The organism is Salibacterium qingdaonense (genome assembly GCF_900114715.1).
Classification (GTDB): Bacteria; Bacillota; Bacilli; order Bacillales; family Marinococcaceae; genus Salibacterium; species Salibacterium qingdaonense.
In genome coordinates, this window is sequence record NZ_FOTY01000007.1 from 85,958 (window position 1) to 98,878 (window position 12,921).

At 49.2% G+C, this 12,921-nt stretch carries 14 protein-coding genes; 5 read left to right on the plus strand and 9 right to left on the minus strand.

Annotation, left to right across the window (positions count from 1 at the left end; all coding sequences use genetic code 11):
• Positions 1 to 399 precede the first annotated feature (399 nt).
• Together BM058_RS08000 and BM058_RS08005 are read left to right on the plus strand one after the other, a co-directional pair.
• The gene (locus BM058_RS08000; RefSeq protein WP_090926506.1) at positions 400 to 831 is read left to right on the plus strand and encodes a cell wall hydrolase; all 432 of its coding nucleotides are present in this window, start codon (positions 400 to 402) and stop codon (positions 829 to 831) included.
• Between the two features lie 142 nt (positions 832 to 973).
• Positions 974 to 1,786 carry a hypothetical protein gene (locus BM058_RS08005; RefSeq protein WP_090926507.1) on the plus strand — a complete coding sequence of 271 codons (813 nt, stop codon included), beginning with the start codon at positions 974 to 976 and terminating at the stop codon, positions 1,784 to 1,786.
• Positions 1,787 to 2,128: 342 nt separating this feature from the next.
• Here the strand turns inward: BM058_RS08005 and BM058_RS08010 are convergent, their stop codons facing one another.
• Complete coding sequence (locus tag BM058_RS08010) at positions 2,129 to 3,154, minus strand: alcohol dehydrogenase catalytic domain-containing protein (RefSeq protein WP_090926508.1); 1,026 nt, start codon at positions 3,152 to 3,154, stop codon at positions 2,129 to 2,131.
• Between the two features lie 302 nt (positions 3,155 to 3,456).
• Between BM058_RS08010 and BM058_RS08015 the strand changes: the two genes are divergently transcribed.
• The 3 genes from BM058_RS08015 to BM058_RS08025 are packed head-to-tail and all read left to right on the plus strand — an operon-like array spanning position 3,457 to position 4,471.
• Positions 3,457 to 4,077, plus strand: coding sequence for a sigma-70 family RNA polymerase sigma factor (locus BM058_RS08015; protein WP_090926509.1), 621 nt, complete (start codon positions 3,457 to 3,459; stop codon positions 4,075 to 4,077).
• Positions 4,074 to 4,235, plus strand: coding sequence for a YvrJ family protein (locus BM058_RS08020; protein ID WP_177195475.1), 162 nt, complete (start codon positions 4,074 to 4,076; stop codon positions 4,233 to 4,235). Before BM058_RS08015 ends, BM058_RS08020 begins: the two co-directional genes overlap by 4 nt.
• The gene (locus tag BM058_RS08025; RefSeq protein WP_090926510.1) at positions 4,232 to 4,471 is read left to right on the plus strand and encodes a helix-turn-helix domain-containing protein; all 240 of its coding nucleotides are present in this window, start codon (positions 4,232 to 4,234) and stop codon (positions 4,469 to 4,471) included. Before BM058_RS08020 ends, BM058_RS08025 begins: the two co-directional genes overlap by 4 nt.
• A 177-nt stretch (positions 4,472 to 4,648) precedes the next feature.
• On the opposite strand, the gene BM058_RS08030 is transcribed toward BM058_RS08025, so the two are convergent.
• The 8 genes from BM058_RS08030 to hxlA form a co-directional block, all read right to left on the minus strand.
• Positions 4,649 to 5,800, minus strand: coding sequence for a Gfo/Idh/MocA family protein (locus BM058_RS08030; protein ID WP_456113494.1), 1,152 nt, complete (start codon positions 5,798 to 5,800; stop codon positions 4,649 to 4,651).
• The gene (locus tag BM058_RS08035) at positions 5,791 to 6,759 is read right to left on the minus strand and encodes a sugar phosphate isomerase/epimerase family protein (RefSeq protein ID WP_090926511.1); all 969 of its coding nucleotides are present in this window, start codon (positions 6,757 to 6,759) and stop codon (positions 5,791 to 5,793) included. Before BM058_RS08035 ends, BM058_RS08030 begins: the two co-directional genes overlap by 10 nt.
• Positions 6,760 to 6,780: 21 nt before the next feature.
• Positions 6,781 to 7,761 carry an ABC transporter permease gene (locus BM058_RS08040; protein ID WP_245736896.1) on the minus strand — a complete coding sequence of 327 codons (981 nt, stop codon included), beginning with the start codon at positions 7,759 to 7,761 and terminating at the stop codon, positions 6,781 to 6,783.
• Positions 7,754 to 9,259 carry a sugar ABC transporter ATP-binding protein gene (locus tag BM058_RS08045; protein WP_090926513.1) on the minus strand — a complete coding sequence of 502 codons (1,506 nt, stop codon included), beginning with the start codon at positions 9,257 to 9,259 and terminating at the stop codon, positions 7,754 to 7,756. The genes BM058_RS08040 and BM058_RS08045 overlap by 8 nt, the downstream gene beginning before the upstream one ends.
• A 124-nt stretch (positions 9,260 to 9,383) precedes the next feature.
• Positions 9,384 to 10,415 carry a substrate-binding domain-containing protein gene (locus BM058_RS08050; RefSeq protein ID WP_090926514.1) on the minus strand — a complete coding sequence of 344 codons (1,032 nt, stop codon included), beginning with the start codon at positions 10,413 to 10,415 and terminating at the stop codon, positions 9,384 to 9,386.
• A 103-nt stretch (positions 10,416 to 10,518) separates the two neighbouring features.
• Positions 10,519 to 11,505 (minus strand): LacI family DNA-binding transcriptional regulator, encoded by a 987-nt coding sequence (locus BM058_RS08055; protein ID WP_090926515.1) that lies wholly within the window; start codon positions 11,503 to 11,505, stop codon positions 10,519 to 10,521.
• Positions 11,506 to 11,732: 227 nt separating this feature from the next.
• Positions 11,733 to 12,299 (minus strand): 6-phospho-3-hexuloisomerase, encoded by a 567-nt coding sequence (hxlB, locus tag BM058_RS08060; protein ID WP_245736897.1) that lies wholly within the window; start codon positions 12,297 to 12,299, stop codon positions 11,733 to 11,735.
• Complete coding sequence (gene hxlA, locus BM058_RS08065) at positions 12,296 to 12,916, minus strand: 3-hexulose-6-phosphate synthase (RefSeq protein WP_090926517.1); 621 nt, start codon at positions 12,914 to 12,916, stop codon at positions 12,296 to 12,298. The genes hxlB and hxlA overlap by 4 nt, the downstream gene beginning before the upstream one ends.
• Positions 12,917 to 12,921: the final 5 nt, after the last annotated feature.

Genomic DNA, 12,921 nt, shown 5'->3' on the forward strand with positions numbered 1-12,921 from the left:
TAAAAGTTAAGTCATCTCTGAAGGAAGATCGGTTATATTCGGCACATCCTGTCGGGAACCGAGTTGGCTCATATCACGTGATCCTTTGTTTGATGGGATATTCGGCTGTTTCTTCGACGAACAGGATGTTCTAGGATCGGTGCCCGTAACAGGACGTACTTACACAGGAAGTGTCGGCTTCTACGATCGGCAATGTGCGAGCTTTTAGTATAATATCTTCCTTTAAGAGATATAGCTGAAATGTATTTTTTGTACATGCTTTCATAGAGATTTATAGAAAATGGACAGGTGTGTTCATTTTCTTATTTATATTTATCAGCCTTTATCATCATCATACGTTATAGTTTACCCATGCTCTTTATATACATAAGATTATAGGTAAAAAAGGAGGTATTTTCATTGGCTGTAGTTAAAGCGAACGAATCCGATGTGAAGATGCTGGCCAGACTGATTCGTGCCGAGGCCGAGGGGGACGGAAAACTGGGAATGCTTATGGTTGGCAACGTTGGAATAAACCGTACAAGAGTGCGGTGCCTGGATTTTGAAAACATTAACACCATTCCTGAAATGGTTTACCAGTCACCTGGCGGCTTCGAAGCCACTCAGAAGGGATATTTTTATCAAAGAGCCAGACAGACGGACATCAACTTAGCAAGAAAAGTAATTCAGGGAAAACGTTATCATCCCGCCAGCTACTCCCTGTGGTTCTTCGCTCCCACTGGAAACTGCCCCGACCAATGGTTCGGCGAACCACTTGCCGGCCGCTACAAATCCCATTGTTTTTACACCCCGTCGGAAGGAAGTTGTCCGGGGGTATACAGCACATACTAAACAACAGTAAAAAGTACGGGAGAACGGAATCCGATTATCTTGATTGATAATCGGATTTTTTTATGAAAGCTGTAATGGTCAAATCCTGCTTTATCGTGCAGAATGAAATAAGGTTTTGCATCAACAGAGAGGGTGGTATAACGTGATTGCAGACATGTACAAACGACGGGAAAAACTGGGGTATGTTCTCACAGTGGTCATTCTGCTGATTGCCGCTTTGTGGTTGTTGTATCAGCCATTTGAAACCGCGGGAGAGTGGCTGGAAATGCTCTGGTTCCTGCTTCCGCTCGGCATGGTTCTCTCCATCATTGCCACAAGCCGCTTCAACTACAATAAAGTGAAAGACATCATCATTCCCCCTTCCGAAAAACAACTGCCGGACCTGCAGCACGTCGTCATTAAAAAAGATGCGGCGTTCGTTCCGCGGCTCCTGCTGTTTGAAAAGGATGGCGCGTTTATCGGCATGGTGAAGCCGCTCCACCTGCCCTGGTGGATGGCACCGCTCGGTCTGCTCGGTGAGTCAATACTCCACCTTCTACCTGTCACATACGGACTGGTTTTACATCATGGAAAAACCGCCTGTACCTTCCGGAAAACAGGCGGCTTCAGACGGGTGAAGCTGATAATTTTCAATGAAAACAACGAGGAAACCGGCACGTACATACAGGAGGAGTGGAAGTCGTTTACCCAGATGAAAGGCTCGCTTTACGACGAGCACGGAGAAGAAAGAATTGCCTTAAAAACATCCGGATTTTCCGGCGATTTCAAGTGGTATGATGAAGAAGGCAGACGTTGGGCGTCCTTTTACAACGGCTGGTTTCCCCACGAATACACGAATCTCTTCCGGGACATGCAAAATGACATCGCAGCATTGTCCGACGACCTGTCCCATCAGGATAAAATCCGGATCATATCCGTCATCAGCTGGCTGTTTCTGGAACGGATCAAGAAGTGATATCCACCGATAGGATTTTTGGGATGTGAGAAGGATTCCCTGGATCACCGGGGTATCCGCGGCCAGTGGACATTACATGCTGCGGCTTCCGCTTTAGTATCCACAGAATAGGATTCCAGGGACACTATCGCGCCGGGGAGTATCGGTAGTGGTTCCCGACGTCCGCAGACATCCGTTATTCTTCCGCTGCAACGGCGTAGTGTCCACCAATTTCCTTTGCATGGACACTAACCTCTTTTTTTCATCTCGTAATGGTCACACCCCATCCCCAGCACAACAATAAAACGCTCCCGGTTTGTCCAAACGACAGACGGGAGCCTTCTTTTTTTCTATGGAGATTCTTTATGGTCTGATCAGGACTTTCAGGGCTTCACGATTGTCCATGGCACGGTACCCTTCCGGCACGTCATCGAGGCCCATCGTTACGTCAAAGACGCGGCCGGGATTCAGGGTGCCGTTGAGAATGTCCGGCAGCAGCTCTTCCATGTAGGCACGTGTCGGCGCCGGGCCTCCGGTCAGCGTAATGTTGCGGCCGAAAAAGCTGGCTCCAACGGGAGCATCGTTGTACTGCGGTGCTCCAACGCGGCTGATCACACCGCCGGAGCGGACCACACCGGCGCTCATTTCAAACGCGGGCATCAGACCGACGCATTCGAGCACAACGTGGGTGCCCTCCCCGTTAGTGAGTTCACGCACTTTCGCAATACCTTCTTCCCCGCGCTCGGGAACCACATTGGTCGCGCCGAATTCCACACCGAGGTCCGTACGCTCCTTATGACGCCCCATCAGAATGATTTTCTTTGCACCAAGTTTTTTCGCGGACAACACAGCAAGAAGGCCGACCGCTCCGTCGCCGATAACCGTCACCGTCGTATTCTCGTTCACACCGCCCATGACCGCCGCGTGATAGCCCGTGCCGTAGACGTCTGACAGCGTCAGCAGTGATGGAATCAAAGGAGAGTCGTCTTCTATTTCATCCGGCAGTTTAAACATACTCCCCTGGGCTTGCGGGATATGAACGTATTCAGCCTGGCCGCCGCTCATGAAACCTCCGTTCACACACGATGTCGTCCATCCTTCCTGACAGTGGGGACAGGTGTTATCAGCGTAGAAAAATGGAACAACGACGAGGTCGCCTTTCTTAAAGCCGGTCACGTCTTCTCCCATTTCTTCGATCCGGCCAAGCACTTCATGACCCATTGCTTCGCCGTGATCATGGGATTCCATGTTGTGGTATGGATGAAGGTCGGTCCCGCAGATACAGGACGCCACCACTCTTAATACGCTGTCTGTCGGCTGCTGAACGCGTGGAACCGGTACGTCTTCTACACGTACGTCTCCTGCTTCGTACATCTTATTTGTTTTCATGTGTATTCTCCACCTTTTTTACGTTGTGCGGCAGGCAGCATCATTACTGCCCCGTATACACAATGTAGCACAAACCTTACGGATCTATCAGTTTTCAAAACTGCGGCAGATCCGGAGTGCGCCTCCTCTTCTCCTTCTTTTTTCGCAGGACGATGCCATGAACCTGGAGAAATATTCTTGTTTCCTTTTGCATTCAGAGGGCTTTTCTGTTTTAATATAAGAACAAACGTTCGATTTTATGGTTGTTTTTCACGCGGATTCCTGTCTTTTGATGGGGAGACGTAAGGAAAGGAGGACACAGCATGGAACACGTACCATCCGGATTGTACGGCCGCTGCCGCAGGCTTGATCAATTCATTGCGGATCACCCTGCACTCTGGGGGCATTCTGTGATGCAGCAGTTCCTCCAGGATGAGCACCGCCGCGAACAGCTCATTCAGGCGGTTTGTGCTCCGACACCAGAAAACCGGGAAGCACTCGATAAAGTGTTCGCTTCCTTTTACACAGAAGTCAGGTTTACATCCTATATATTGAAAACGCTGCACTGGAAGGCAGTCCGATATGATCAGAAGCGGCAGCGCAGGACACGGCAGCAGCCTCTAATAATGGACAAACCTCTGAATCCGGACCAGCCGGAAACGATAATAGATTCTTTTGTATCAACCAACACACCGGATCCAGAAGAAGGGCTGCCGGGAAAAGCAGAAGATCTCCGGCAGTGTATCGGCGATGCTTTCCTTTACAAAGCCTTGAGCCAACTCACGGACCGCCAGTATGCCGTGCTTCACAAGAAGTTTTTAGAAGAAAAAAACGATAAAGCTATTGCCGGCCAGTGGAACGTTTCTCCGCAGGCCGTCTACAAGACAAAACAGGCCGCGCTTACGAAGTTGAGATCGTTCATGGAAAGGGGGAGAAGCACATGATAAATGTGATGAACGCGGCGGGTTTTATGCAGGTGCTTGCCAATTTCGGTTTCCCTATTGTTATAACGTTTTACCTTTTATTCCGGTTTGAAAAACGGTTGGAAAGTATAGAGAAAACATTGAAAAAGAACGAGGAAAAAAGGAGGGAGCAGGAATGATCATTACGCTGACCCTTATTCAGGAAGCGAGACAGCAGGATGAAAAAGCCATCCAGCGTATCATCGACCAGTTTGAACCATTTATGGAGCAGTGCCTGGCGCAGACGCATGCTCACGAAAAAGAAGACCTGCGCCAGGACCTGCGGTTATCATGCATCGAATGTATTCATTCGTTTGAAAATATGGATTCTCCCGGGTTTTTCACGTTCTGCAGGGAACTCGATACAAGAAAATAACGCAGAATGATAAAGGTCACAGCTTCACCCCGAAGTACCCGCATCGAAATACTCATCGAGCCACTCTTTAAAAAGCTCATGGCTCTGTTCCACGCGTTAATAGACAAACGCGGATCTCTGCTGCCATGAACAGCGGTCCGAAGGTTTTTTTACACCAAAAAAAGAAATTTCATCGATTTACAATCCGGCTTTGATTTGTTCTGTCGTCATCCAGCTTCCGGAAGCGGCGGATTCCTGGACAGCTTCGAGGACGACCTGATTTTCGAATCCGTCGTTAAAGTTGGCATGGGGGCTTTTGTTTTCGTGAATGCCGTTTATCAGTTCCGCCATTTGGTGAATGAACGTGTGCTCATAACCGATGATGTGTCCCGCAGGCCAGTACGCCTGCATATACGGGTGCTCAGCCTCTGTGCAGTGGATCATCCTAAAGCCCTGCATCCCCGGTTCATCATCTTCAAAGTACACTTCCAGGTTATTCATATTCTCCAGATCCCAGCGGATGGAGCCTTTTTCGCCGTTGATTTCGAATTGGTTCTTGTTGCGGCTGCCGGCTGCAAACCGGGTGGCTTCAAAGACCCCCATGGCGCCGTTGTTAAACCGGGCCAGAAAGCCGGCAGCATCATCGACGGTCACTTCTCCTGTACCGGATCCATCCTCCAGCGGACGCTCAGGGATAAATGTTTGCAGCATGCCGCTGACAGAGTGGAATTCCCCGACGAGAAAACGCGCCAAATCAATAATATGAGCACCAATATCACCGAGAGCGCCGGATCCGGTGTATTCTTTTTTCAGCCGCCACACGAGCGGGAATGCCGGATCCATGATGAAATCCTGCAGATACTGGGCTCGGATATGATAAATCCGCCCGAGACGTCCCTCTCGTATCAGCTGCGCAGCATACTGCACGGCGGGGGCGTACCGGTAATTGTGCGATACCATATGAACGACGTTATTCTCTTCGACAGCATCTTTCATGCGTTTGGCCTGCGCGGCGGTGACTGCGAGTGGTTTCTCGCTTATGACATGCTTCCCGGCTTCCGCGGCGGCAATGGCCATGTCCGCGTGGGTATGGTTTGGGGTGACGATATCGATCAGGTCTATATCGTCACGTTCCACGAGCCGGCGCCAATCCGTTTCCACAGAGTCCCAGCCGAACTGCTCCGCCGCCTCTCTCACCGCAGCTTCATTCCGTCCGGAAATGGCCTGCTGCACGGGAACTGCCGGAGGATCAAAGTAGAAAGGCAGATCCCGGTACGCATGACTGTGGACTTTCCCCATAAATTGATGGCCGATCATTCCGACCCGGACCCTGTTCTTGTTTATACCCAAAAGACTTCACCAATCCTTTCCCGTATGAGAATACTTCGGAGAAACGCGGAGGCTTTCTCAAATCCTTCTTCCACCGACATCAGGCTGTCTTCGTGTTCAATGCTCACGACGCCTTCATAGCCGGCGAGCTGCAGCGCGCTGATTATATCGCGCCACGTCTTCTCCCCCTGTCCGTAACCAATCGTGCGGAACATCCACGAACGGTTCCATTCATCGGTGTACGGTTTCGTATCCAGGACACCGTTCACCGCGGTATTTCCAGCATCAAAGCTTGTGTCTTTCGCGTGGAAATAAAACAATGCATCCGCTTCCGCCAGTTTCTTAATCGACGCCACAGGGTCCATCCCCTGCCAGAAAAAGTGGCTGGGATCCATGTTCACCCCAATATTTGTGCCGCACGCTTCGCGGAGCCTGATACTTGTTTCCGTATTGTAGACGTTGAACCCGGGGTGCGGCTCAATGGCAGCCAGCACTCCGTGTTCTTTCAGCAGCCGGTCCTGCTCTTTCCAGTACGGAATGACTTTTTCCCGCCACTGCCATTCCAAAACCTCCGCATGCTCCGTCGGCCACGGACACGTCACCCACACCGGATGTTTGGAGTCCTCCGACTCGCCCGGACATCCGGAAAACGTAATCACATGCTTCACGCCGAGCATAGCTGCCAGGCGGACTGTCTGTTCAAACAACTCGTGGTTCTGCGCCGCTTTGCGCGGATCAGGATGAAGCGGGTTACTGTGGCAGCTGAGAGCGCTGATCTTCAATCCTCTGTCTGTGATTTTTTTCTGAAATTCCCGCCGTTTCGTGTCATCATTCAAGAGTTCCACCGGATCACAATGGGCATTGCCAGGATGGCCGCCTGTGCCGATTTCCACCGCATCCAGGCCGTTAGCCTTCACAAGATCGAGTGCCTCCTCAAGCGGCCGGTCCTGAAACAACACCGTAAATACGCCTAAATCCATATATGTCACACCTTTCCATTTCTAATCCCTTTTCTGGAATAATACCGCTACGATAATAATGAGTCCTTTGACAAAGCCCTGCAGATGAGGAGAGACATTCATCAGATTCATCATGTTATTTAAAATACCGAGAATCAGCACACCGAAAAAGGTACCAATAACTTTCCCCCGTCCTCCGGTCATTCTTGTTCCTCCGATAATAACCGCCGCAATCGCATCCAGTTCATACAGCTGACCAGAGCTTGAAGAGGAAATCGAATTCAGCCGGGACGTTTCAATGATGGCGGCAATACTGACGAGAAAGCCTGCCATACTGTAGACGGCAATCTTCACGCGGTCGACCCGGATCGTGGACAGCACCGCTGCCTTCTCATTGCTTCCGACTGCGTACACGTACCGGCCAAAACGGGTGTAATTCATCAGGACGTATACAAGTGCTGTCATAGCAAGAAAGATAATAATAGGATAATCGACGACGCCGAGTTCACTATTGGCAATCGCTGAAAAGCCGTTTACTTCGCCGGAGACGCTCCCTCCGTCCGCTGTATATAACGCAATGGAACGCGCGGCGGACATCATACCGAGTGTTGCAATGAACGACGCAATTTTCCCTTTGGAAATCAGAACACCGTTGATAAAACCAGCTGCCGAGCCGACGGCACATGCAGCGATCAGAGCTGCCATGATACTTCCTGTGGCATTTAACGCCAGCACCGACATCACACCGACCATGGCAAGCACCGAGCCGACGGATAAATCAATACCGCCTGAAAGCATAACCATTGTCATACCAAGTGATACAATACCGATGATGGATACCTGCATCAGGATATTGAGCTGATTGTTAATATCCAGAAACCGCGGGTTTAACACAGCGGCGAGGACAAATATAATGACAAACGCGATAATGACGCTGTATTCCGCCCATAACCAGGACAGCCAGTTTCGTTTCTCTGTTTTTGGTTCCGCAGACTGCTGCGGCTCGAATTGGGGTTCAGCCAATAGACTCCACCATCCTTTTTGATCCTGTGGCACAGGCCATAATTTCATCTTCGGCGGTCTCATCCCGGTTCAAACGGGCTGTGATTTCCCCTTTATACATTACATAAATGTGTTCACACATTTTAAGAATTTCCGGGGCTTCCGAAGATAAAATAATAATACTTTTGCCCTGTTCAGCAAGGGATACAATGTGCTGATAGATTTCACGCTTCGCTCCTACATCGATTCCCTGAGTAGGATTGTCAAAAATAATAACGTCGGCGTTGACTTCCAGCCATTTTGCGATAACGACCTTCTGCTGATTACCGCCGCTGAGTGTTGCGATGGAAGCATAGGGATCCCGGGCCTTGATATTTAATTCATTTTTGTAACGCTGAAAAGCCTTACGCTCCTGTTTTTTTGTAATGAAGCCGTTCTTCTCAAAATGTCCAAGGGAAGAAAGCGTTAGATTGTGCACAATGCTTAAGTCTTGGATTACCGCATTTTCTTTCCTGTCTCTGGGCACCAGGCCGATGCCTGCCCTCAGCGCATGATTCGGGTGATTGACGACCACTTTCTTTCCGTGGACATATAAACTCCCGCTGTCTTTTTTCCGGAAGCCGAATAGTGCTTCAAACAATTCGGTCCGGCCGTCCCCGGCGAGCCCGGTAAACCCTGCTATTTCTCCTTCACGTATCGTGAAATCAATGCCTTGGAACAGGCCGGTTTTTGAAAAGTCCTCTACCCTCATCACTTCGTCTCCGGGCACATGCTCCCTCGTGAACCGTTCCTGCGAGACAGACCGGCCGACCATCATTTTTGTAATCGATTCCGGATCTTCCTCTTCCAAACTTCCTGTCCCTGCGATGAATCCGTCCCGGAGAACGGTGTAGCGGTCGCAGATTGCCTTGATTTCCTTCAGCTTGTGGGAAATATAAATGATGGAAACCCCGGATTCCTTAAGCGTCGTCATCAATTCAAACAGCCTGCTGATTTCATGTTCAGACAATGCCGTGGTCGGTTCGTCCATAATAATGACGGAAGAGTCCCGGAGCAGGGCTTTGGATATTTCGATAAATTGCTTGTGGGACGTTCCCAGGTCCCGCACGTAAGCCGACGGATCAAGCGACACACCCAGCCGCGACAGCACGTCTCTTGTTTTCTGTTTCATCGCTTCCACATTCAGAAACCCTGCTTTATTGCGGATTTCGGATCCGAGAAACATATTTTCATATACTCTTAAGTCAGAAACAACATTCAGTTCCTGATGGATAAAACTGATGCCGAGCTTCTGGGAATCCCCCGGCGTCGTCATCGACACCGGTGCGCCGTTGACATAAATAGTTCCACTGTCCGGCTGCAGCACACCGCCCAGAATGTTCATGAGCGTCGACTTTCCCGCCCCGTTCTCTCCTAATAGGGCATGTATTTCCCCTTCCCCCAGGTCCAGATTAACCTGGTGCAGCACTTTCACTTGATGAAAGGACTTATCAATGGTTTCCATGCTGATAAAAGCCATTCTTCTCTCTCCTTTGTCAGAGCTTTGTGTCGAAAAGCCCAACAGCCGGGGAGACAGCCTCTTATATAGAAAGAGGCTGCGGCCGCTGCTTTGCTCTGTTTAAAATCAAGTTTTGGAAATGTTATTAATATTTCGAATCCGGATTATAGAATTCCTCTACATTCTCCTCTGTCACCTGTGTTGCTTCTTTGATCACCATAGACTCTTCCGGTTCTTCCCCTTGGGCAATGTCTGCTGCAATCTGCACACCGTCTCTTACCATGGTCGGTGAATAGAGGAACGTGGCCTGAATCAAACCACCGTCCTGGATGCTCTCAAACACTTCTTTACTGCCGCCGGCACCTGTAATGAACTGAATGTCATCACGTTCGGCTTCCTTAACAGCCTGCTGCACTCCAAGGGCCATTCCATCATCCTGAGTAAAGACCGCATCGATCTCCGGCTGCGCCTGCAGAATGTTCTGCATCACTTCAAGAGACTTTTCTTTCGAGAAATCACCACTCTGGGACGCTACAATTTCCATACCGTCTTCAGATTCCACCGCTTCCTGGAATCCGCTTCCGCGCTGCTCTGTCACCGAGTTCGGCGGTCCGGTTATTTCCACTACATTTCCTTCTCCGTTAAGCTGTTCTACAAAGTATTCTCCCGCATTCACGCCGATGCCCTGATTATCGCCTTTCACAACCACGTCCGCTGCATCATTATCGAGCTCCCGGTCCACCACAACAAGCGGAATATCTGCCTCTTTGACCTGCTGTCCGACCGGAGATAACGCTGCAGATTCTATCGGAAGCATGACAATGGCGTCCACGTCCTGGGATATAAGGTTATTTACGTCATTTGCCTGGGTATTGGGATCTTCCGCGTTCGTCATAATATATTCCACGCCGCTCGCTTCCTCTATTTCCTGGGCTTTGCTTTCTGCATTATCGATAAGCGCGCCCATCCAGCCGTGAGTTGCTGAAGGAAGACTGATTCCTATCTTCAAGTCCCCGCCCCCTGAAGAATCTGAACCTTCTGAAGTTTCCGAACCATTTGATGTTTCTCCTCCGTCTCCGGAAGACCCACCTGCTTCCTCATTCGATTCACTGTTTCCACAGGCCGCCGCAAGAGCCGAAACAAGCATCACCAATACCAATAACAGTACCTTTTTCATTTTGATCGTCACCCCTTTTTTAAACTAAAAACCTAAAATGTAATCGATTACAAAAAAGTGTTAAGTTATACTTTTGTTTTTGAAAGAAAAAACAGAGCTCTTTTTATCCGATCGTCGATTCGCGGATGATCAGCTCATGGCTCATCATTGTACTTTCGACCGGCCTGCCGTTAATTTTGTCTATAAGCATCTGTGCCGACGTTGTTCCCATGTCATACATCGGCTGCGCAATCGTTGTCAGTGCCGGATTGGTCATATTAGAGAATGCAATCTTATCAAATCCTGCAATAGCGATATCCTCCGGAACACGGAGCCCCAACTGATGCGCTTCTTTCAGTGCTCCGATCGCCAGAAGATCGGATACGGCAAAAACAGCCGAGTATTCTTTATGACCGGTAAGCATTTTTCTCATTGCCTGCTGCCCGTGTTCAAAGCTCGGACCGTTGGTGTAGTATACATCTTCTTCGTCAAAAGGGATCCCGTTCTCTTCCAGAGCACGCTGATACCCAAGCTGACGCTGGCGTGCATATAAAAATGTGACGTCGGAATTTATCATAGCAATATCTGTACTGCCGATGTTTACTAAATGGCTGACAGCCCGGTATGCCGCTTCTTCATTATCAATCGTTACAAATGGAATGCCGCTTTCCACGGAATATTCACTGCACTGGATAATCGGATGATCTTCCGCCAGGATCTTCAGCTCCTCCATATTAACAGTGGGATCCATGGAAATAATGCCATCCGCCATTTTCTTGCGGACCATATCAAAGTAAATATTCTCCCTCTCCGGGTTGGAATCTGTCTCACATAACAGAATATTATACCCCTGGGGGATTACCGCATTTTCAATACCATTGATAATATCGGAATAATACGGGTTCGAAATCGTTGGAATAAGGACCAGCAGGAGCCGGCTTTCGGAATTCCGCAGATTCCGTCCGAGCATACTCGGCTCATATTTGAGCCGCCTGATCACTTCTTCTACTTTCCCTTTTGTTTTCGGAGTGACAGCACCTCCATTCATGACTCTCGAGACTGTAGCTACCGATACGCCGGCTTCTTTTGCAACTTCCTGAATGTTTGCCATAAGGTCACGTCCTGTTTTGTAATCGATTACATTTCCAATTCTATGCAGAGTTCACCGTTTTGTCAACTACATTTCAAGCATTTTTTGTTTTATTTTTCTGATTATTATAAATACCAAGTAATGGATGACATTCTGCGACCATGTTGGTTATATAAAAATACACACAAAGCAGCGAATAACGGAATAAACATCCGAAACTTCGCTGCGAAATTTCTTTATTCTATACTTTATTCCAAATTCGAATGTCTCGCAAAAAAGGCATCATTATCTTCAGATCCATTTTGCTCCTGTGCATATATAATAAGGGCATCGAGCATCAGGTGCAGGCTTTGATCAAACTGATTACCCAGCGGCTGTATGGTGTCCGGCTCTTCTTCGCGACGGTACTTGGTGGCAGCCGGTATCTTGACGTTTCCCTCACTGAGCTTCCCGAGTGGAGAGCCGGGATCCGTGGTGAAAACAAGAAGCGAAGCGCCGGAATCCACTGCTTTTTCTGCAGCATGTACCAGTCCCGGGGTTTTACCTGAACCAGAAAGTACAATGAGGAGATCATTCTCCTGAATCGCCGGGGTGATCGTTTCACCGGCCGCATAAACGTCATATCCGCCATGCATTAGACGCATGGCAAACATTTTGCCGGCGAGTCCCGACCTTCCTTCTCCCATCACAAACATTCTTCTACCACTGTTCAACTGTTCCGCAGCGTATGCCAAAGCTGCTGTATTTACATTCTGCAGTACTTCCTGCACTTCACTGCCGACGGTTCTCAAAATGTCTTCAAATGAGCTCATCATTTCACCAGCTTTCGAATATGTTGCGCCGCTGCTTCCGGGTCGTCTGCTTTCGTTACCGCTCCGCCTACTATGAGCGTTTCCGGCTCATAGGGAGTCAGGGAAGGAATGGTATCTGCATTTATGCCGCCTGCCACAGCTGCGTTCCAGTGCGGATAATCTTCTATGAAGGCGAAATCATCTCCAGAAACCCCTCCGTCTCTCTGCATGTCTTTGCCGATATGAAGAGAAATCAGATCCACTCCGAGCGTATCCAATTGCGACAATCTGCCAAGGTCGGTTACACCGAGAAGATCCACCATCACCTTCCGGTCTGCAGCGGATGCTTCTTCTAGTGCTGCACGGATTGCAGTGTCTGCTGAAAACGCCATCACCGTTGTGATATCGGCCCCGGCATTCAGTGCCTGCTTCGTTTCTGATGCCGCGGCGTCACACGTTTTCATATCAGCCACCAGTGTTTTGTCTGGATAGGCTGCTTTCATCTCCCGTACCATCTGCATGCCATACTCTTTAATGACACCTGTCCCAATTTCAATCCAGTCAATATGAGGAGATGTCTGTTCCACCAGAGAAAAACAATCCTTCCAGTTTAACCGGTCCAGTGCTAATTGAATATTCATACTCA